Raw genomic sequence first — 22,857 nt, 5'->3', positions numbered from 1 at the left:
GCCGGTCCTCACCGTTCGTCGTGGTCGCTGTCGCCGCGTACGGCGTCTTCGAGTTCGCTGAGCACCTGTTCCTCCACCAGGTCGGCCAGGGCGGCGACCGTGCGGTGGACCAGGACGTCACGGGGTGTGAGGTGCACGCCGAAGGCGTCGTTGGCCCGTGAGGAGATGTGGAGGGCGCGCAGGGAGTCGCCGCCCAGATCGAAGTAGTCGTCCTCGGCGCCGACGCGCGTGTCCAGCGCCTCCTCCCACAGACCGGCGAGGATCTCCTCGGTCGGGGTGCGGGGAGCGACGTGTTCCGCGGTGCGCGGCGCGTCCGGTGCGGGCGCGGGCAGGACGGCCCGGTCGGTCTTGCCGTTCTCGGTGAGCGGGAAGCGCTCAAGGACGACGTACGCGGAAGGCACCATCGGACCCGGCAGGGTCGCGGCGGCCAGCGCCCGCAGCTCGGGGGCGGACGGGCTCTCGGCGTCGGGCGCGCGCAACAGGTGCGCGACCAGTCGCGGCAGGCCCGGTTCGTCCTCCCGTACGCTCACCACGGCGTCCAGCACGGCCGGATGGCGTACGAGCGTGGCCTCGACCTCGCCCGCCTCGATGCGGTGGCCGCGCAGCTTGAGCTGGTGGTCGGTGCGGCCCAGGTAGTGCAGCTCGCCGCGGGCGTCGCGTCGTACGAAGTCGCCCGTGCGGTACATACGGGTGCCGGGCGGCCCGAACGGATCGGCGGTGAAGCGGGTCGCGGTCAGACCGGGGCGGCCCAGATAACCGCGGGCCAACGCCGGTCCGCTCAGCCACAGTTCGCCCGCCACTCCGTCCGGGACCGGCCGGTGCCCGGCGTCCAGGACGTACGCCCCGGTGGCGGGCAGCGGGCGGCCGATGGGCGGGGCGCTGCCGTTCACCTCCAGCGCGTCCGACCAGGTGGCGACGACGGTGGCCTCGGTCGGCCCGTAGGAGTTGACCAGACGGTGGTGCGGGGCCCAGCGGGCGACCAGGTCGGCGCCGCACGCGTCGGCGCCCACGGTCAGGGTCTTGAGGTCGGGCAGGGTGCCGGGGGTGTCCGGCGGCAGGGTGCCGAGGGCGGCCGGGGGCAGCAGGGTGTGGGTGACGCGCTCGGTGCGCAGCACGTCGGCCAGTTCGGCCCCGAGCAGCGGACCGGGCCGTGGGACGACCAGGCGGGCGCCCTGCGGCAGGGACATGCACAGCTCCAGTACCGAGGCGTCGAAGCTGGGCGTGGCGAACGCCAGCACCCGGTCGTCCGGGGCGACCTGGTAGTGCGCGGCCTCGGCGGCGGCGAAGGCGGCCAGACCCCGGTGGGTGACCACCACGCCCTTGGGGGTGCCGGTGGAGCCGGAGGTGTAGATGACGTAGGCCGGATCGTCCAGGTCCAGCGGACGGTGGCGGTCGGCGTCGGTGGGCCGGTGGCCGGGTGCGCCGTCCGGCACGTCATGCCCCGCCCGCCCCGCCTGCCGCTCCTCGTCCTTGAGCAGCGCGGACACCTCGGCGGCGTCGAGGGTGACGGCGGGCGCCGCGTCCCGCAGCATGAACGCCACCCGCTCCGGCGGGTAGTCGGGATCCACCGGCAGGAACGCGGCGCCGGCCTTGGTGACCGCGAGCTGGGCGAGGACCATGTCCGCCGAGCGCGGCAGGACCAGGGCGACGAGTGTGCCGGGGCCCGCGCCGCGCGCGATGAGCCGGTGCGCCAGTCGGTTGGCCCGCTCCTCCGCCTCGGCGAAGGTCAGGGTCAGGCCGGGCGCGCTCAGTGCCGTGGCCGTGGGACTGCGGTCCACACCCGCCTCGATCAGGTCGGGCAGGGTCGCCGGAACAGCCGGTGCGAGCTGCGGCCGGGCGGGTCCGCGGAGCAGCCGGGCCCGTTCCCCGGGCGGCAGGATGTCGATCGCGTCCAGGCGGTCGGTGTCCTGGGCGGCGGCCAGTTCGGCGAGCGTGTGGAGGAGCTGGGCGGCGAGGGAGCCGGCCGTGGCCGCGTCGAAGTGGCGCGGGTCGTAGCCGAGTTCGACGCCGAGCCGCTCGCCGGGCGAGATCACCACGGTGAGCGGGTAGTTGGTGGCTTCCCGGGCGTCGAGGTCGTGGACGTGGACGCCGTGGGCGCCGGCCGTGGCGTCGCCGACGGGGTAGTTCTCGAAGACCAGCAGGCTGTCGAACATCGGCGTCCCGGCGGGCAGCCCGCTCCACGCCTGGAGGTCGGTCAGGGGTACGTGGTCGAAGCGGCGGTCCTCGGCCCGTACGGCCTGGGTGTCCCGCAGCCAGGTGTCGCAGGCCGCGCTGCCGTCCACGGTGACCCGGGCGGGCAGGGTGGTGATGAACAGGCCGGTGATGGTGTCGGCGCCGGGCAGGTCGGCGGGCCGCCCGGAGACGGTGGTGCCGAAGCACACCTCCCGTTCGCCGCTCCACCGCGACAGCAGCAGCGCCCAGGCGCCCTGCGCGACGGTGTTGAGGGTCAGCCGGTTGCGGCGGGCGAAGTCCTCCAGCCGTTTGGTCTCCTCCGTGTCCAGCCATTGGGACAGCCAGGTGTCGGAGCGGGCCGCGGAGCTCCGGGCGGGCCTGCGGTCGTAGGGCAGCGGCGTGGGAGCGGTGAGGCCGGCGAGCGCGCTCCTCCAGTGTTCCTCGGCGGGTGCGGTCTCGCGGGCCGCGAGCCAGGCCGCGTAGTCGCCGAACGGGCGGCGGTCCGGCAGCCGGGGTTCCTCGCCCCGGACGAGCGCCGCGTGCGCGGCCATGACGTCCGCCAGGACGTGGAAGACGCTCCAGCCGTCCAGCAGGACGTGGTGGAAGGTCCACACGACCCGTATCTGGTCCGGGCCGAGCCGGATCAGGGCCAGGCGCAGCAGCGGGGCGCGGTCCAGGGCCAGTCCGCGGGTCTTGTCCTCGGCGAGCAGCCGTTCCAGTGCCGTGTCGCGGGCGTCCGGGGTCAGGGCGGACCAGTCGTGCTCGGTGACCGGCAGCGCGGCGGTGCGGTGCACGGCCTGGAGGGGGGCGGGGACACCGTTCAGCAGCACGGTGGTGCGCAGGACGGGCGTGCGGTCGACCACGTGCTGCCAGGCGGCGGCGAGCAGGCCAGGGTCGCGCACCCCGTCGGCGACGAAGGTGATCTGCTCGACGTACATGCCCCGGCCCGGCTCGTCCAGGCCGTGCACGACCATGCCGGTCTGGGTGGGGGTGAGCGGATAGAGGTCCACGACGTCATGGCCGGTGCCCACCAGCCGGTCCACCGTCGGCTGGTCCAGCGACACGAGCGGGAAGTCCGACGGGCTGCGGCCTCCGGCGCCGGGTTCGGCGCAGTGCCGCACGATGTGCCGCAGTTCGTCGGCGAGTTCGGTCGCCAGCCGCGCGACCGTGTCCCGCTCGTGCACCTCGCGCGAGTACGACCAGGTGAACTCCATCCGCTTGTCGGTGACGTGGCCGAGTACGTCGAGGAGGTGCGGGCGGTCCGCCGCACGGTCGAGGCCGCCGGCCAGTCCGGCGTACGGGGTGTGCAGCAGGCCGTCCGCGGTGGTGCTGCGGTCCTGCTGCCCCAGGTAGTTGAAGCCGATCTGCGGCAGTCCGGGCAGGCCGAGCCGGTCGCGGTCGGGGTGCAGATGGCGCAGGGCGCCGTAGCCGAGTCCGTTCCTCGGCACGGCCCGCAGGCTCTCCTTGACGGACTTCAGCGCCGCCCCGGTGCCCGCGTCCCCGGGCACGTCCAGTGCGAGGGGGAACATGGTGGTGAACCAGCCGACGGTACGGGCCAGGTCGACGTCGTCGAACAGTTCCTCGCGGCCGTGGCCCTCCAGCGCCACCATGACCCGGTCCTGTGCGGTCCAGCGGCCCAGGACCCGTCCCAGGGCGCACAGCAGGACGTCGTTGACGCGGGTGCGGTAGACGTCCGGTACGTCCTGGAGCAGCCGCCGGGTGTCGTCGGCGTCCAGGCCCACCGTCACCGTCTCCTCGCAGGCGGCCGTGTTGGCGCCGGTGAGGTCGGTCGGCAGCAAGGTCGCGTCGGCGGACAGGCGCTGCCAGTGGGCGAGTTCGTCGTCGAAGCCGCCGGAGGCGGTGTGGGCGGCCAGGCGCTGGGCCCACGTCCGGAACGAGGTGCTCTTCGCGCCGGGGTCGGGCCGTTCGCCGGCGCGCAGCGCACGGTAGGCGGTCTCCAGGTCCTCCAGGATCAGCCGCCAGGACACCGCGTCCACGACCAGGTGGTGGGCGGCCAGGAGCAGCACCGGCCGCCGGTCGTCGCCGCGCCGGCACAGGGCGGCCCGCAGCAGGGGCCCTTCGGCGAGGTCGAACCCGCCGCACAGGCGGTCGGCGAGGCCACGTACGGCCGTGTCGGTCGCCTCGTCGGAGGGCGACGCATCATTGTCCACGAGGTCGTGCACGTCCAGGCGCGGGGCCTCCCCCGGCCCCGTACCGTACTGCCGCCACCGCCCGTCGCCGAACGGCTCGAAGCGCAGGCGCAGGGCGTCGTGGTGTTCCAGGACGACGGCCAGGGCGGCCCGCAGCAGCCTCTCGTCGGTGTCGGCGGCGAGCTGGTAGGAAACCGCCTGGGTCAGTTGCGCGGGGTCGCCGGTGAGGTCGTCGAACAGCCAGTGCTGGACGGGGGTCAGCGGTACGTCCCCGACGACCGGGCCCTGTTCCGCCGTGGTCCGCGGGGCCTCCGGGGCCTGCGCCGCGGCGGCCAGTTCGGCCACGGTCTGGTGGCGGAACAGGTGCCGGGGTGTCAGGGCGAGACCGGCCCTGCGGGCGGCGGAGACGATCTGGATGCCGAGGACGGAGTCACCGCCGAGCGCGAAGTAGTTGTCCCGCGCGCCCACTTCGGGCACGCCCAGTACCTCGGACCAGATCGCGGCGAGCACCCGCTCGGCGTCCGTGCGCGGCGGTCGGTCGCCGCTGCCGCCCGCCGCCGACCACACGGGGTCGGGCAGCGCGCGCCGGTCCAGCTTGCCGGTGGCCCCGAGGGGCAGCCGTTCCAGCGGTACGACGAGGGCGGGGACCAGGTGGTCGGGGAGCGTACGAGCGAGGAAGGCCCGCAGATCGGCGGAGCCGGGAAGCCCGGGGCCCTCGGGGACGACGTACGCCACCAGACGCTTGTGACCGTCGTGCTCGACGACGCGGGCCGCCGCCGCGGACACCTCGGGGTGCCGGGTCAACGCGGCCTCGACCTCGCCGAGTTCGATGCGGAAGCCGCGGACCTTCACCTGGTCGTCGGAGCGGCCGAGATACACCAGCTCGCCGTCGGCCGTCCACCGTACGAGGTCTCCCGTGCGGTACATACGGCCGCCGGGCGGGCCGAACGGGTCGGCGGGGAAGCGCGAAGCGGTCAGGCCCGGCCGGTTGAGGTAGCCGCGGGCCACCCCGGTCCCGGCCAGATACAGCTCACCCGGCACTCCGGCGGGCACCGGCCGCAGCCGGGCGTCCAGGGCGTAGGCGCGGGCTCCGCCGACCGGCCTGCCGATGAGCGGTACGCGGTCGGGTTCGGCCGGGTCGCAGGTGAAGGCGGTGGCGTAGACGGTGGCCTCGGTGGGGCCGTAGATGTTCATCACCCGGCAGCCGGGGACCGCCGAGCGGACCTGGGCCACGGTCTGCACGGGCAGTGCCTCGCCGGCGAGGACGACGGTGTCGGCGCCGACGCGGACGGTGTCCTCCGCCAGCAGCCGCCCCAGCGCGGAGGGCACCGCGCTCAGCAGTCCCGCCTGCCAGGGCTCCTCGCGTTCGGCGAGGGCCAGCAGGTCGTGGACGATCTCGACGCGGCCACCCGCCAGCAGGGGCGAGAAGATCTCGAACACGGACACGTCGAAGTTGAGCGAGGTGGAGGCAACCACATGCTCCAGGCCGTGTCCACCGCCGAACTCCGCGGCGGCCCAGTCGGTCAGGGCCAGCACCGACGCCTGGGCGACGACGACCCCCTTGGGCCGGCCGGTCGAGCCGGAGGTGTGGATGACGTAGGCGGGATGGTCCGGCAGCAGCCGTCCGTGCCGCTCGTCGTCGGTGATGCCGTCGCCGGACAGGGCGGCCAGGCGCGCGGCGCAGTCGGGGTCGTCGAGGGCGATCCGGGTGAACGGCCCGTCCGGCAGCCGCCCGCCCGTCTCCGCGCAGGTGACGACCGCTTCGGGCCGCACGTCGTCGAAGAGGAAGGCGATGCGCTCGGCGGGGTACCCCGGGTCGACGGGCAGATAGGCGGCGCCGCTCTTGAGGACCGCCAGGAGGGCCACGATCAGGTCCGGGGTGCGCGGCAGGGCGAGCGCGACGAACCGTTCCGGCCCGGCCCCGGCCTCGACGAGCAGGCGGGCCATCCGGTTGGCACGCTCGTCGAGCTGCCGGTAGGTGAGCTGTTCCCGTCCGCCGCCGAGCACGGCCGGGGCGTCGGGGGTGCGCGCGACCTGGGCGTGGAAGGCCTCGGGCAGGGTGCGGTACGGGGCCTGGGACAGAGTCCGGTGGATGGGCTTGGCCGCCGGGCCGCCGAAGCGGTCCAGCAGGCGGCGCCCCTCCTCGGCGGACGCCAACGGCAGGTCGGCCAGGGAGCGATCCGGCCCGGTGGCCATCTCCGTCAGGAGCGTGCGCAGGCTCGCGCCGATGCCTTCGACGGTGGCCGCTGCGAAGGCGGCGGGGTCGTAGTCCAGGGTGACGGTGAGGGTGTCGCCGGGCGCGACCACCACGCTGAGCGGGTAGTTGGTCGGTTCCACATCGCGTTCCTGCTCCATGGCGAGGCCGTGCCGGGCCAGGGCGTCCGCGTCGAACGGATAGTTCTCGAAGACCACGATGCTGTCGAACAGGGAAGTGCCGCCCGGTACTTCGCTCCACGTCTGGAGCTGGGCGAGGGAGACGAAGTCGTGGCGCCGTGACTCCGACTGGGCGGCCTGGAGCTCACCCAGCCAGTCCAGCAACCGGCGCCCTTCGTCGATGCGTGCCCGGGTGGGCAGGGTGTTGATGAACAGGCCGACCATGGAGGTCACGCCCGGCAGGTCGGCGGGCCGACCGGAGACGGTGGTGCCGAACACCACGTCGTCCCCGCCGCCGTAACGGGACAGCAGCAGCGCCCAGGCGCCCTGGAGGACGGTGTTGACGGTCAGCCCGGCCGCCTGTGCCGTCTCCCGCAGTCGCGCCGACACGTCGGCGTCGAGCGTCACCCGCACCGAACCGGAGGACGAGGTGCGGTGCGCCTCGGCGGGCCGCCGGTCGCGCGGCAGCGCGGTGGCGACGGGGAAACCGGCCAGGGCCTCACGCCAGTACGCCTCCGCCCGCCCGGTGTCCTGCCGGGCCAGCCAGCCGAGGTAGTCGCCGAAGGGTGCGCGGTCGGGCACGTCCGGTCGGCGCCCCGAGGTGAGCGCCGCGTACCGCTCGCACACCTCGTCGAAGACCTGGGCCGCGCTCCACCCGTCGAGCAGCAGGTGGTGGAAGGTCCACAGCATCCGCACCCGGTCGGGCGAGAGCCGGATCAGGGTCAGGCGCATCAGCGGGGCCGTCTCCAGATCGAGGCCCGCCTGCCGGTCCTCGTCGACCAGCCGCGCGAGTGCGGTCCCGCAGCGCTCGGCGGACCATCCGGACCAGTCGTGGTGCGCGACGGGCACGGTCGCCAGCCGCCGTACGGCCTGCATGGGCTCGGCGGTCTCCTGCCACACCGGGTGGGTGCGCAGCATCGCGTTGGCGTCCACCGTCCGCTGCCACGCCTCGGCCAGGGCCCGCGGATCGGTGACGCCCGACAGCACCAACTGCACCTGGTTGACGTAGGTGCGGCTGTCGGGGTCCAGCAGGCTGTGGAACAGCATGCCGCCCTGCATCGGCGTCAGCGGGTACAGGTCGGCGACCGTACGGCCGTCGCCCACGACCCGGTCCACGGCGGTCTGGTCGATCCGGACCAGCGGGAAGTCCGAGGGCGTACGGCCCCCCGCGTCCGGCTCGGCGCAGTGGGCGACGACGTCTTGCAGCGCCCGCAGCATGCCCGCCGCGAGGCCGTTGACGGTCTCCTCGCGGTGCAGCCGCCTGCTGTAGTGCCAGGTGATCTCTAGCTCGCCGTCCTCGACGCGGGCGACCACGTCGAGGAGATGCGGGCGTACGGACTCGGGTGCCTCGGCGCCGTCCAGGCCGCCCGGCACGGAGTGGACCAGCGCGCCGCCCTGCGCCGACCAGTCGAAACGGCCCAGGTAGTTGAAGCTGACGCCGGGCATCGGCGGGTCGGTCGGCCGCTCGCCGGTCGGCCGCTCGCCGGTCGGCCGCTCGTCGCGCGCCAAGTAGCGCAGGGCGCCATGGCCGAGGCCTCGTGCGGGCACCGCCCGCACCTGCTCCTTGACGGACTTCAGAGCGGCGCCCCAGCCCCCGTCCCCGTCCGGGAGTTCGAGGGCGACGGGGAACAGGCTGGTGAACCAGCCGACCGTGCGGGACAGGTCGATGTCGTCGAAGAGCTGGTCCTCGCGGCCGTGTCCCTCCAGGCCGACGGCGACGGTCCGCCGCCCGGTCCACCCGGCGAGCACCCGGCCGAGGGCCGTCAGCAGGACGTCGTCGACACGGGTGCGGTACACCCCCGGCACCTCCCGCAACAGGGCATCCGTACGCCGCCGGTCGAGGCGTACGGTCACGGCGTCCACGTCGGCCATGGTGTTGCGGCCGTCCATGTCCGACCTGCTGGGATCGCCGTCGCCGTCCACCGGCAGGGGTGCGGCGCAGTGCCGGGCCACCGTCTCCCAGTGCTCGCGCTGCGCGGCGAAACCGCCCGACGCGGTGTGCGCGTGCAGCCGCCGCGTCCACTCCTGGACGGAGGTCGTCCGCTCCGGCAGCCGTACGGGCTCACCGGCTCGGGCCTGCCCGTACGCGGTCTCCAGGTCCTCCAGCAGGACACGCCAGGAGACACCGTCCACGACGAGGTGGTGCACGACGAGGAGCAGGCGGGCGCCGGTTCCGCCCCTGGCACCGGCGGTGCCGGTGAACAGGTGGGCCGTCAGCAGCGGTCCGTGCGCGAGCCGGAACGAGGCGTGCGCCTCGGCCGTCACCCGGGCTTCGGTCTCCTCGGCCGCCATCCCGCCGAGCCCACGCAGGTCGTGGACCGCCAGCGGTTCCGGGGTCTCCTCGTCGGCTCCCGGGCACTCCTGGCGCCAGGAACCGTCGGCGGACCGGACGAAACGGCAGCGCAGGGCGTCGTGGTGCGCGTACACGGCGGTCAGGGCGCGGCGCAGAGCCGCCGGGTCGACGTCGTCGGGCGTCTCCACGACGACGGACTGGTTGAAGAACTCCGGTCGCCGCGGCCCGGGTTCGAGGAACCAGTGCTGGATCGGGGTGAGCGGGACCTCACCGCTCACCGGACCGGTCCCCGCGACGGGTACGGCCGTGCCGGTGGTCGCCGCGGCGGCCAGAGCGGCGACCGTCGGGTGCCGGAACAGATCCCTCGGTGTGAGCGCGAGTCCGGACGCGCGGGCGCGGGAGACGACCTGGATGCTGAGGATCGAGTCGCCGCCCAGCGTGAAGAAGTTGGTGTCGGCGCCGACCCGTTCCACACCGAGCAGTTCCGCCCAGATCCCGGCGAGGGTCCGCTCGGCCTCGGTGCGCGGCGCGCGGTACTCGGACTCGCCGCCCGCCGTCCAGTCGGGTGCGGGCAGCCGGCGCCGGTCCACCTTGCCGTTGGCCGTCAGGGGCAGTTCGGCCAGCGTGACGAAGGCGGCGGGTGCCATGTAGTCGGGCAGTTCGGCGACGACGTGCGCGCGCAGCTCGTCCGCGCACGGCACGGCGGCCGAGGGCACGGGCACGAGGTGTGCGGCCAGCCGCTTGCGTCCGGCGTGCTCGTACACGGAGACGACCGCCTCGGCCACGGCCGGATGGGCGGTGAGCCGGGCCTCGATCTCGGTGGGTTCGACACGGAATCCCCGGATCTTTACCTGGTCGTCCGCGCGTCCCACGAAGTGCAGTTCGCCGTCGGCGCTCCACCGCACGATGTCTCCGGTGCGGTACATCCGCCCGCCGGACGGACCGAACGGATCGGCCAGGTAGCGTGCGGCGGTCGCACCGGGCCGCCCGGCGTAGCCGCGGGCCAGTCCGGCACCCGCGATGTACAACTCCCCCGGTACACCGGGCGGTTGCGGCTGGAGGATGTCGTCCAGTACGTACACGCGCGTGTTGTCGAGCGGCCGTCCGATGGGCAGTACCGGTGGCAGCGGGTCACCCGCGCGGAAGACCCGCCGGGTCGCGAAGGTGGTGGTCTCGGTCGGTCCGTAGCCGTCGACGACGGTGAGGCCGGGGCAGGCGTCGAGCACACGGCCCACCACGGCGCCCGGTACGGCCTCGCCGCCGGTCCACACCTCATGGGCGCCGCGCAGACAGGTGGGGTCCTCCTGGGCGAGCAGCCGGAAAAGGCCTGCGGTCAGCCACAGGCAGCGCACTCCCTGCTCGGTGATCGCGCGGCGGACGACGGCGGCGTCCACGTCGGCCGGCGGGGCAAGCACGGCCGTTCCGCCGCGCAGCAGCGGCACCCACAGCTCGTAGGTGGCGGCGTCGAAGGCGTGCGGGGAGTGCACGAGGACCCGGTCGTGTCCGGCGAACGCGCTGTCGAGGGCGAGCGCGGCGACGTCCCGCTGGCGTACGGCGACGCCCTTGGGGACGCCGGTGGAGCCGGAAGTGAACATCAGATACTGGACGTTGTCCGGATGGATCTCCCCGAGGGGCCTGACCTCGGCGTCCACATCCTGTACGTCTGCGGCGAGCAGGTCGGCCACGCGCAGTACGGTGCCGTCGGGCAGCGGCTCCACGCCCGTGGCCTGCCGGTCCGCATCGGCCAAGGCATCGGCCTCGGTATCGGCTTGGGCTTGGGCTTGGGCTTGGGCTTCCGATGGGACAGCGGCATCGGTGAGCAGCAGCCGTGCGCCCGCCTCGGCCAACATGCGGCGCAGGCGCTCGCGCGGTGCGCGGCTGTCCAGCGGTACGAACACGCCGCCGGTGCGGACCAGTGCGAGCTGGACGATCACGAGGTCCGTCGAGCGGTCCATCAGTACGCCGACCGGGACCTCGGCGGCCACGCCGAGCGCGGCGAGCCGACCGGCCAGCAGGGCGGCCCGGGCGTCGAGTTCCCGGTAGGTGAGCCGCTCCGCGTCCGTCTCCAGGGCCGTGGCGTCCGGCGTGCGCCGGACCTGCGCGGCGAACAGCTCCGCCACGGTGGCCTCGGGCCCGGGGACACCGGTGGCCGTGTCGTTCCACTCCTCGACCACCTGACCGCGGCGGGCGGCCGACAGCAACGGCAGTCTGGCGGGCGGCAGTTGGGGTGTGGCCGCCATGTTCGTCAGCAGGACGGTGAGGTACTCGACCATGCGCGCGACGGTGTCCGCGTCGAACAGCCGCGGATCGTAGCCGAGCCGCAGACCGAGTTCGGTACCCGGATAGGCCACCAGGCTGAGCGGGTAGTTGGTGGTCTCGATGCCGTCCAGGGCGCTCAGCCGCAGTCCGTGCGCGGCGGCCAGTTCGTCGTCGACCGGGTAGTTCTCGAAGACGACGATGCTGTCGAACAGAGCCACGCGCTCGGGGAGTTCGGTGAACCCCTTCATCCGGGTGAGCGGTACGTGGTCGTGGCGGCGGTCCTCGCTCTGCTCCTGCTGGAGGTCGCGCAGCCAGTCGAGCAGGGACCTGTCGTGCGGCACGGTCACCCGCGTGGGCAGGGTCGTGATGAACAGACCGGTCATGGTGTCGGCGCCCGGCAGCTCGGGGGGCCGCCCGGACACGGTCGTGCCGAAGACGACCTCGCTTCTGCGGGCCTGACGGCTCAGCAGCAGCGCCCAGGCGCCCTGTACGAGGGTGTTGACGGTCAGCCCGGCCGTCCTGGCCAGTTCCTCCAGGGCCCGGGTGGTGACCGTGTCCACGGTGGCGCGGACCGCCGCGGTGGACTCGGACCGGTGGCTCTCGCGCGGCTCACGGTCGTACGGCAGCGCGGTGGCGTCGGCCAGGTCCGCCAGGCGGCGCCGCCAGTGCCGTTCGGCCTCCGCCCCGTCACGCTCGCCCAGCCAGGCCACGTAGTCGCGGAAGGGACGCCGGTCGGGCAGCGGCTCCCGCCCGCCCGTGGCGTGTCCGGTGAACACGTCGGACAGCACCTGGAACAGGCTCCAGCCGTCCAGCACCAGATGGTGGAACGACCACACCACCCGTACGCCGCCGTCGGAGATCCTGGCGAGCACCAGCCGCTGGAGCGGGGCCCGGTCGAGGTCGATGCCCTGCCCCCGGTCCCGGTCGAGGAGGTCCCGCAGCCGGTGTTCGCGTTCCTCCTCGCCGAGGTCGCGCCAGTCCAGGTGGGTCACGGACACGGTCGCGTGCCGCTGCACCACCAGGAGGGGTTCGGGCACGTCCTGCCAGACGACCCGGCCGCGCAGTACGGGGGTGTGGTCGGTGACGCGCTGCCAGGCCGCCGCGAGCGCGGCCGGGTCGGGTACGCCGTCCAGGTCGAAGGTCAACTGCTGGAAGTAGACGCCCAGATCGTCCTGGGAGAGCCGGTGGAAGAGCATGCCGGTCTGGGTGGGGGTGAGCGGATGGATGTCCTCCACCGCGTGCGGGGCGTCGCCGACGATCCGGTCCACGGCCGCCTGGTCGAGGCAGGTCAGGGGGAAGTCCGAGGGGGTGCGTCCGCCGCTGCCGGACTGCCGGGCGTGCCGGGCGATGCCGGCCAGCGCGTCGGCGAAGTGTGCGGCCAGCTCGCTGACGGTCGTCCGCGCGTGCAGTTCGTCGGAGTAGAACCAGCTGAACTCCAGTGCGTCGCCGTCCAGTCGGCCCACGACCTCCAGCGGGTGCGGGCGCAGGGCGGCGGGGTCGGCGTCCAGTTCCAGCGTACGGAACGGGCCCTCGTACAGGCCTCCGGTGGTGTCCGGGAACCCGAACCTGCCCAGGTAGTTGAAGCTGACCTGTGCTTCCGGCGCCTCGGGCAGTGTTCCCGGGCGGGCGAGGTAGCGCAGGACGTCGTGCCCCACGCCGTGCCGGGGCACCGCCCGCAGCTGCTCCTTCACCTGCTTGAGGACGACGTCCCAGTCGGCGTCGGGCGGGACGGCGAGGGCGACGGGGTGGCGGGTGGTGAACCAGCCGAGGGTGCGGCTGGTGTCCACGTCGGCGAACAGTTCCTCGCGGCCGTGTCCCTCGACGTCCACCAGCACCCGCTCGTGCCCGGTCCACGCGCACAGCACCCGGCCGAGGGCGCTCAGCAGCACGTCGTTGACCCTGGTGCGGTAGGTCTCCGGCAGGGTGCGCAGCAGGGCGGAGGTGTCGTCGGGCGTGAGGCGGACGGTCACCGAGCGCGCGGAGGCGTACGTGTTGACGCCGTCGCCGTCGGCGGGCAGGGCCGCGGCGGCGCCGGTGACGGCATCGGTCCAGTACGCGGCCTCGTCGTCGAAGCCGCTGTCGGCCGCGTGGGCGGACAGCCGCCGGGCCCAGTGCCGCAGCGGTGAGGACTTCGGGGGCAGCGCCGCCTGTCCGTCCCGGCCCTCCCGGCGGGCGCGGTAGGCACGGTCCAGGTCCTCCATGAGTACGCGCCACGACACGCCGTCGACGACCAGGTGATGGACGGACAGGTGCAGTACGCGGGACCGGCCGGGGCCGCGGTCGTGCAGGACCGCGCGCAGCAGCGGGCCCCGGCGCAGGTCGAAGGCGCCGTGGTGCGGTGAGTCGGTGTCCGGGCCCGTGTGGCGGGCCAGGTGGACGCGGGGCGCCTCGTCCTCGATGCGCCAGACGGTGGACGGTTCGGCGGCCGTGCCTCCGGCCCCCGCACCCGCTGTCTCCGCTGTCTCCGCTGTCTCCGCTGTGAGGAAACGCGAGCGCAGTGCGTCGTGGTGGGTGACGAGGTCGTTGAGGGCTTCCTCCAGCGCCGCCGGGTCCAGGTCGTCGGGGACCTGGAACGACAGCGTCTGCGCGAAGCGGCCCGCGTGGCGGACGGTGTGGCGAGCGTCGTTCTCGAACAGCCAGCGCTGGATGGGGGTCAGGGGCGCGGCGCCGGTGGCGTCGACGAGGGCCGGAGCCGCGGGCTTGCGTCCGCCGGCCGCGTCGGCGCAGCGGGCGAGCGCGGCGATCGTCTGGTGGCGGTAGACGTCCCGGGAGGTCAGGGTGAGGCCCGCCTGCCGGGCCTGGGCCACCACCTGGATGCTGAGGATGGAGTCGCCGCCCAGCATGAAGAAGTTGTCGTCCACGCCGATGCGGTCCACGCGCAGGATGTCCGCCCAGACGGCGGCGAGGATGCGCTCGGTGGGCGTACGCGGGGCCACGCGGTGCGCCTGGCCGCGGGCGGGTCCCGGGTCCGGGAGGCGGCCCCGGTCCAGCTTGCCGTTGGGGTTGAGGGGCAGGTCCGCCAGGACCATGACGGCCGTCGGCACCATGTAGTCGGGCAGGGTGTAGCCGAGGGTCCGGCGCACCTCCTCCGGCTCGACGCGCGCGTCCGGAGCGGGAACGACATAACCGACCAGCCGACGGTGGCCCCCGCTCTCCCACACGGTGGCCGCCGCCTCCGCCACACCGTCGAGGCCGCGCAGTGCCTCCTCCACCTCGCCGAGTTCGATGCGGAAACCGCGTACCTTGACCTGCTGGTCGATGCGGCCCACGTACTCCAGTTCGCCGTCGGCGCTCCACCTCACCAGGTCCCCGGTGCGGTACATGCGGTCCCCCGGAGCGCCGAAGGGGTCGGCGACGAACCGGGTCGCGGTCAGCCCCGGCCGGCCCAGATAGCCACGCGCCAGTCCCCCGCCGCCCAGGTACAGCTCTCCTGTCACGCCCGGCGGCTGGAGGCACAGCAAGGGGTCCAGGACATAGGCCCGGGTACGGGCCACGGGCCTGCCGATCGGCGGCGCCTGGCCCGGTGCGTCGTCCGAGGCCTCGTCTCCGGCGAACCACGCGGTGGCGTAGACGGTGGCCTCGGTCGGGCCGTAGATGTTGGCGATGTCGCAGCCGGGCATGGCCCGCCGCAGGTCGTGCACGGTCTGTGCGGGAAGCGCCTCACCGGCCAGGACGACGGTGTCCGCGGTCACGGGCGCGCCGTCCTCGGCGAGCATCCGGGAGATCACGGACGGCACCCCGCTGATGAGCCCGGCCCGTCGGGTCTCCGTGGTGTCGACGAGTTCGGTGAGGTCGGCGACCACCTCGATGCCGCCGCCCACGAGCAGGGGGCAGAGCATCTCGAAGACCGACACGTCGAAGTTGAGGGAGGTGGAGGCCACGACGTGGGCCAGTCGCCGTGGACCGAAACGCTCCTCGGCCCACGCCGCGAGCGCCCCGACACTGCGATGGGTGATCACAACGCCCTTGGGGCGTCCGGTCGAGCCCGAGGTGTAGATGACGTAGGCGGGATGCTCCGGGTCGAGGGGCCGCACCCGGTCGGCGTCGGTGAGGTCGCTGTCGGCGCGTACGCATGCGCCTGCGCCGTCGACGCCATCGGTGGCGGTGGCAGCGGAGGCAGCGGCGGCGGTGTCAGCGGTGTCCCCCTCCGGAAGGCTGCCCTCGACAAGGAGCGGAACGCAGTCCTCCGGCAGTGCTCCGGCGGTCTCTCGGGTGGCCAGGACCAGTGCGGGGGCCGCGTCGGCGAGCATGAAGCGGATGCGCTCGACCGGATAGCCGGGGTCCACCGGAAGGTAACCCGCGCCCGCCTTCAGTACGGCCCACAGCACCGGCAGCAGGTCCGCCGTCCGCGGCAGGCACAGGGCCACCAGCGTCTCGGGTCCGACGCCGCGGGCGGCCAGCAGCCGGGCGAGCCGGTTGGCACGCCGGTTGACCTCGACGTAGTCCAGGCGTGCGGGTCCGCAGGTCACGGCGGTCCGGTCGGGTGTGCGTGCCACCTGTGCCTCGAACAGCGCGGGCAGCGTACGGGCCGGTGCGCGGCCGGTGTCTTCGACCGGCGGGTTCCACTCCTCCAGGACCGTGTGCCGTTCGTCCTCCGACAGCAGGGCCAGTTCGCCCACCGTGCGATGCGGCCCGTCGGCCATGCCCTCCAGCAGCCGGCCCAGCTGGCGGGCCATCCGCGCCACCGTCCGCGCTTCGAACAGGCCGGTGTTGTACTCGACCGTCAGCTCGCAGCCGCCGTCGGTACGCGGCACGAACTCCAGCACCAGGTCGAACCGCGCGGCAGGACGGGGCAGCGGCTGCTGCTCGATCCGTACCCCGTCGGCTCCCGGCGGGTCGTTCAGGGCCGTCTGCTGCACCACGAGCACCTGCACCAGCGGGGTACGGCTCGGGTCCCGGGTCGGGGCCAGTTCCTCCACCACCCGGTCGAACGGCACCGACTCGTGGGCGAAGGCGTCCAGGACCGTCGCCCGCATGCTCTCCACGAACCGGTCGACGGTCATGGTGTCGTCCACCTCGCCGCGCAGTACGACGGTGTTGGCGAAGAAGCCGGTCACGTCCTCCAGTTCGCGGCGTCCCCGCCCGGTGGTGACGGTGCCGAAAGCGATGTCGCGCTGCCCGGAGTACCGGGAGAACAGCACCGCCGCGGCTCCGGCGAACAAGGTGAAGACAGTGGTGCCGCGGCCTCCGGCCAGGTGCCGCAGCCGTGCGACCAGTTCGGCCGGGAGGTGCTGCCGGTGGGCCTCCCCGTCGGTGGTGCGCACCACCGGCCGGGGCCGGTCGGTCGGCAGTTCCAGCTGCGGCATCCCGGTGAGATGCCGCTTCCAGTACGCGAGGTCCGACGCGTCGCCGTCCCCCGAGCGCTGCTGCCGCTCCCACACGGCGAAGTCCGGGTACTGCACGCGGGGTTCGGGCAGCCCTGACGGCAGGCCGGACGCCTCGGACCGGTACAGGGCCGCCAGTTCACGGGTCAGGATGCCCACGGACCAGCCGTCGGTGACGATGTGGTGCTGGGCCAGCAGCAGCACATGGTCGTCGCTTCCGCGGCGGACGAGCAGGGCCCGGGTGAGCGGACCGGTGGCCAGGTCGAAGGGGCGGCCCAGTTCCTCGGTGAGGAGATGTTCGACGGCCTCGTCGAGCCCGGCGGCGGACAGGTGGGTCACGTCGGCGGTGCGCAACGGCAGTTCCAGGCGGGCGTGTACGTGCTGCACGCCCTGGCCGTCCTCCGTGGCGAAGGTCGTACGCAGCGAGTCGTGGCGGGCGGACAGCCGGTCCAGGGCCCGGCGCAGTGCCCCGGCGTCCAACTCGCCGCGCAGCCGCAGCGCCAGGCCGGTGTTGTACTCGGTGCCGCCCGGCGTGAGGTCGTCCAGGAACCACAGGCGCCGCTGGGCACCGGAGAGCGGAAGCGGCCGGTCGCGAGGGACGGCCGGGATCGGGTCCAGGGGTGCAGCGAGGGTCGACGGGCTCACCAGCAGGGCCAGCGCGGCGACGGTCCGCGCGGTGAACACGTCCCGGATCGACAGCCGGGCGCCGAGGTCCTCACGGATCCGGGCCAGGGCGCGGGCGGCGAGGATCGAGTCACCGCCCAGGTCGAAGAAGTCGTCCTCGACGCCGACGGCTTCGACCCCGAGGATGTCCGCCCAGACATCGGCGAGTACCCGCTCCTGCGAGGTGCGCGGCGCCACATGACCCGCTGCGACCGCGCGGACGGGGACGGGCAGCGCACGCCGGTCGATCTTGTTCTGCGGGGTGAGCGGCAGGGCGTCCAGGACGACCACGGCGGAGGGGACCATGTGCGGCGGCAGTACGGCGGCGGTGGCGGCCTTCACGTCGGCCGCGTCCAGGGCGTGTTCCGGGTCGGCGGCGGTGACGTACCCGACGAGTCGCCGTCGGCCGGGTTCGTCCTCGCGCACCACGACCACGGCGTCGCGCACTCCGCCGTGGCGCCGCAGCACCGTCTCTATCTCCCCGGGCTCGATACGGAAGCCGCGCACCTTCACCTGGCGGTCGACCCGGCCCAGGTACTCCAGTTCGCCGTCCGCGTTCCGGCGTGCGCGGTCGCCCGTGCGGTAGAGCCGGGCTCCGGGCGGGCCGAGGGGGCTGGCGACGAAGCGGCCGGCGGTGAGGCCGGGCCGGTCGAGGTATCCGCGGGCCACGCCGAGGCCGCCGACGTACAGTTCGCCGTCGGTTCCCTGCGGTACGGGCCGCATGGCCGCGTCGAGGACGTGCGTCTCCGTTCCGGCGAGAGGTCGGCCGATGCTCGGTGTGCCGCTGTTGGCGGACAGCGGTCCGGTCCAGGAGGCCACGATGGTGGTCTCGGTGGGGCCGTAGGAGTTGATCATCCGGCGGCCTGGCGCCCACTGGTCGACAAGTGCCGCGGGGCACGCCTCGGCTCCCACGATCAGCGTGCTCAGCCGTCCCGGGCCGATCCGCGCGGGGTCGGACACCGTGGCGAGGGCGGCCGGGGGGATCAGCGCGTGGGTGATGCGGTGCTCGTTCACCACCGCGGCGAGTTCGTCGCCCAGCCAGGGGCCGTCGGGCGGTACGACGAGGGTGGCGCCGGACAGGACGGAGACGAACAGCTCCAGCACGGAGGCGTCGAAGCTGGGCGAGGAGAACTGCAGGACCCGGCCGCCAGGACCCACGGCGTACTGTGCGGCGGCGCCCGCGGTGAAGGCGGCGATGCCCCGGTGGGTGACGGTCACGCCCTTGGGCGTTCCCGTGGAGCCCGAGGTGTAGATGACGTACGCGGCCTGGTCGGCGTCCACCCGCGGACCCGGGCGGTCCGGGGCAGGGCCGGCGGCTTCCATGACGGCGCGCAGGGCGGCCGGGTCGTCGAGGACGACGGCCGGTGCCGCGTCCTCCAGCATCAACGCGCGCCTCTCGTACGGGTACTGGGGATCCACCGGCAGGAAGGCGGCGCCCGCACGGGCCGTGGCCAGTTCGGCGGCGATCAGCTCCAGCGAGCGCGGCAGGACCAGCGCCACCGTCCGCTCCGGCCCGGCCCCGCGCCGTACGAGATCGGCGGCCAGCCGCCCGGTCCGCTCCGCCAGTTCCCGGTAGGACCAGGTCCGCCGGCCGTCGGTCAGCGCCGGCGCGTCCGGCGTGCGGCGCACCCACGACTCGAAGAGTTCACCGAGCGGCAGCGGCTCCGCCGGGGCGCAAGGGGACATCGGCACGGGGTCGTTGTGCAGGTCCGTCATGGGGGGTCCTTCGAAAGCGGTGGTGATACGGGTGCACGCGGGCGTGGGGAGGCGCCCGGGCGCGCCGGGCCGCGCGGCGGCGGCTCTTCGGCGCGAAGGGGTACGGCGGGGCGACGCGGCCTCAGGCGTCTGGCGTCAGGCGTCAGGTGTCAGGTGGTGTCGACGCGGCGGGCCGTACGGCCGGAGATCTGTACGCGGTCGACGCTTCCGTCGACGGGATCTCGGTGGAAGCGTCCGCCGGGTTCCCGCAGACCGGTGGCCGGGTCGACCAGGTCGCAGCTCAGGTCCGGGTAGCAGACCAGCGGCAGCGACAGGTCACCGTCGATGGACAGGGCGGGCAGACCGTCGACGCCGAGGCCGATCCGGTACTCGCTCGACCCGTTGCGGTAGGTGCCCGCACACTGGGGGAAGGCGATGGGTCCGCCCCGGTCCGGGCGCGCGGGAGTGACCGGTACGCGCAGACCGGTGAGCCGCGTGAGCTGGTCGGCCAGGTCCCGCCACAGGGCGGTGGCGCCGCCGGAGTTGCCGGTGAAGGCGACCACGACGCCGCTGCGGGGCTCCGCGCGCAGATGGCAGGAGGTGCCCTGGGCATTGCCGTCGTGACCGCACCACCAGCGGTCGTCCTGCTGGTAGAGGGCCGCGCCCAGTCCCCAGGCGTCGGCCAGAGGGTCGGCTTCGGTGCCCTCCTCGGGGCGCCGCATGAGCGCGGCGGTGGCGGAGGGGACGACGGCGGACCGGCCTGCCAGAGTCCTGCCGAGGGTCAGCAGATCGAGGGCGCTCGCCAGCAGGGCGCCGGCCGGGGCCTCTACGGGTGCCAGGCTCTGCCGGACCGGCCGCACGGCTCCCGTCGCCGTGTTCAGGCCGTGGCCGCTCGCGACGGTCCGGCCGGGGAGGCTGTCACCGAGGAAGGCGGGCGCGATGCCCAGCGGTTCCAGCAACAGCACGCGTACGGCTTCTTGCCAGGTCATGCCCGTCACGGTTTCGATCAGCCGACCGGCCGCCACGTAACCGGCGTTGGAGTAGGAGAAGTCCGTACCGGGGGCGAACAGCGCGTCCTCGGCGGTGCAGATCGTCGAGAGATAGCGGGAGGCCGTCATGGCTGCCGCGGTGTCCGAGTCGAGACCGGTGGGCAGACCGGCCGTGTGGGAGAGCAGGTGACGCACGGTCACCTTGGGTAAGTCCTGGAACTCCGGCAGGACATCGGCGACGGACTCGTCGAGATCGAGGTCCTCATCGTCGATCAGGAGCATGACAGTAGCGGCCGTGTACGTCTTGGTGACGCTGCCCAGCGGCACGGCCGTGTCGGCGGTGAACGAGGTGCCCCGGACGGCGTCGGCCGTGCCGGTGTGCACACTGACGATCTCCGTCCCGGTGTCCACGGCCAGTTGGGCGCCGGGCACACGGTGGGTCCGCGCGAGGCTGTCGAGACGGTGCTGCAGTGTTCGGTGTAAGGGGGACGATCGGGGGGCGACTGGAGCGGTGGTGGGGTAAGGCATGTGAAGGGGACTCCCACTGATGCTTGGTGTGAATGTGACGCCAGAGGCCGATGGGGATGAGCGGAACGACCCCCGCGTCGGTGCGGGTGATGCGCTCTTGCGTGCTAGGGCCTGTCGTCAAATTCCCGACGTCCGCCCGGAGGGCGGGCCGGGCGGCGTCTGGTGCGTGCTCTCGGTGTGCCGGGCGGAAGCCCTCGTACTGGACGTACTTGGACTTTCGCCCGGTGCAGCGAGAGTGCGTGCCAGGCGTCGGCCGGCAGGCGGGAATTTGACGACAGGGCCTAGTGAGCCTGAGGCTCCAGTGAGCCTGAGGCCCTGGTGGACCTCAGGCTCCTCTGACGGACGTCAGGCCTTGGAGAACACGCCGATCCCGTTGGGCACCGGGCGTTCGGCCCCGCCGCTGGGGTGGTTGCGCACGGTCGCCGTGGTCGAGCCGGGCTCCCGGGCGGCCAGCGTGGTGGAACCGCCCCCGTCCAGACTGAACGCGTCCACCGAACCCAACTCCTTCATCTCGTCGGCGACTTCCGCGATGGTGAGCCCGCTGCGGAACTCCGCCGCCCCGTCGAGCGCCAGCAACAGCAGCCGCTTCCCGCCGTCGGAGACGCCCGCAGCGGTCCGTACCGCCGCCGTCACGTCGTCGAGCCCCGCGAGCGGCTGCCCGCCCCGCAGAACCGGATACCCGCCGATCGCGAAGCGGTACGGGGTCTTCGACGAGGCCGCCACCAGCCGGTGCCGCACCCCGACCCGCTCGCCCACGGACAGCTTGCGCAACTGCTGGGCCCCCGCCTCCCGGCCGACCAGGACCGTGGTGTCCGAAGCGATGGTTCCGCTGCCGGGGGTGTCGGCCGATGACACGACCCGGCCGTCCTGGATGGTCACCTCATAGGTGTCCGTGCTGCAGGGCGCGGCCCGGTCGGTGTCCGTCCCGCAGGTGGCCCGCACCCGGGAGACCTGACCCCAGTCCGAGGTGAACGCGCCGACGGAGCCCACGGGCAGCGCGTACTGGTTCAGCCCGCCGAGCGGCAGCGTCGTCCCGGTGGTCTCGACCGAACCGTCGAGCGCCAGGCTGTCGAGGCGGGCCCTGCGGTCCGTGCCGACGCCGAGCACGTCCCTGGTGGTCGTACCGGGCGGCAGGGCGGGACCGAAACGCTGGCCGTTCGGGACCGCCGCCTTGAAGGTGTGCCCGTTCGCGATCGCCGGGCCGACGGACGCGCCGGTCGCCTCCACCCCCGGGTGCTGGGTCTCGGTGATGTTGAAGAAGTCCCCGTTGACGCCCGCGACGGCGCCCTGGGCGTCGGCCAGCCGGGAGACCGTCGCGCGGGCCGCGACCACGCCCGGATGGAGCAGATCGACGCTCACCGCGGGGTTCGCGAGATCCACGCTGAGCACATGCGCGTGCGTCACGCCCTTGGCGGCCGGGATGTCGAACTCCGTATAGCGCACACCCGGCGCGATCCGGCTGAAGACCGGTGCGCCGCCGGTCGGCGCGCTGCTGGCCGGCGGCGCCCCGGCGAGGGCGGCGCCGGCCAGCGCGCTCCATGCGGCGAAGACCGTCAGTGCGGTTCTGAGTCGTCCGGTGCGTGGTGTCATCGGTGTCACGGTGCCCCTGCTCTCTCCGCTGTCTCCTCAAATGACGCAGGACACAGGGGAGTTCAGCACAGAGAGGGTGCCTTGACGATGACTACGTGCCGACGAGGCGCGAACGCGTCAGGAAACGTACCCCTTCGGGTGCCTCCAGGGAGAAGCCGCTGCCCCGGCCCGGCACGACGTCCACGATCAGTCTGGTGTGACTCCATACCTCGTGCTGGCTCCGCGACATCCAGAACGTGACCGGTTCGTCGACGCCCTCGACGGCCAGGGAGGCGAGCAGGACGTCGGAGTCGCCGGTCCTGAACTCGCCCTCCGGGTAGCACATGGGAGCGCTGCCGTCGCAGCAGCCGCCCGACTGATGGAACATCAGTGGACCGTGCGCGTCCCGTAGCTCGCGCAGCAGCTCGGCTGCGGCGGGGGTGAGTTCCACGCGTGGGGCGGAGTCGGGGTCGGTCGTCGAGGACACCGGGCATCACTCCTCATCACTTAGGAGGTACTGCCGCGGACCCTACATCCGGCTGCGGGCCGGTGGGGGTGGGAGGGGGTGCGTCTTCGGCTGCGGGTCCGGTGGGGGTCACCCGCGCAGTTCCCCGCGCCCCTGGGAGGCGGGGCTGCGCCCCGGCCTTGCCACTGGTGATTTTGGCTGCGGGCCGGTGGGGGCTGGTCGCGCAGTTCCCCGCGCCCCTAGGTCCTGTCGTCAAATTCCCGACGTCCGCCCGTCGGCCGGCAGCCGGGGATTTGAAGACAGGGGCTAGGGGGGTGGGGGGTTGGGCGGCTGCGTAGCTGCTGTCTCTTATACACAACTGTCGCTGCCGGCGATG

General features: G+C 73.6%; 4 protein-coding genes. All 4 read right to left on the bottom strand.

All coding sequences use genetic code 11. The annotated features are described in order from the left end of the window. Nucleotides 1-8: 8 nt before the first annotated feature. On the bottom strand, nt 9-18,950 hold the full coding sequence (locus ACFVH5_RS10070) for a non-ribosomal peptide synthase/polyketide synthase (RefSeq protein ID WP_385833074.1): 18,942 nt from the start codon (nt 18,948-18,950) through the stop codon (nt 9-11). A gap of 149 nt (nt 18,951-19,099) precedes the next feature. Beyond that, complete coding sequence (locus ACFVH5_RS10065; RefSeq protein WP_385833073.1) at nt 19,100-20,446, bottom strand: serine hydrolase domain-containing protein; 1,347 nt, start codon at nt 20,444-20,446, stop codon at nt 19,100-19,102. Between the two features lie 345 nt (nt 20,447-20,791). Further along, the gene (locus ACFVH5_RS10060; protein WP_385833072.1) at nt 20,792-22,036 is read right to left on the bottom strand and encodes a phosphodiester glycosidase family protein; all 1,245 of its coding nucleotides are present in this window, start codon (nt 22,034-22,036) and stop codon (nt 20,792-20,794) included. Between the two features lie 91 nt (nt 22,037-22,127). Then, nucleotides 22,128-22,502 (bottom strand): DUF779 domain-containing protein, encoded by a 375-nt coding sequence (locus ACFVH5_RS10055; protein ID WP_385833071.1) that lies wholly within the window; start codon nt 22,500-22,502, stop codon nt 22,128-22,130. Between the last annotated feature and the right edge of the window lie 355 nt (nt 22,503-22,857).

This window comes from Streptomyces sp. NPDC127119, assembly GCF_042677425.1.
GTDB lineage: Bacteria > Actinomycetota > Actinomycetes > Streptomycetales > Streptomycetaceae > Streptomyces.
The sequence above is the reverse complement of the archived record's forward strand: the minus strand, read 5'-3'. Positions and strand labels throughout refer to the sequence as shown.

Excerpts from the sequence above, each read along its gene's own strand:
- ACFVH5_RS10070 (WP_385833074.1), bottom strand. The coding sequence starts at position 18,950 with ATGACGGACCTGCACAACGACCCCGTGCCGATGTCCCCTTGCGCCCCG.
- ACFVH5_RS10065 (WP_385833073.1), bottom strand. The coding sequence starts at position 20,446 with ATGCCTTACCCCACCACCGCTCCAGTCGCCCCCCGATCGTCCCCCTTA.
- ACFVH5_RS10060 (WP_385833072.1), bottom strand. The coding sequence starts at position 22,036 with ATGACACCACGCACCGGACGACTCAGAACCGCACTGACGGTCTTCGCC.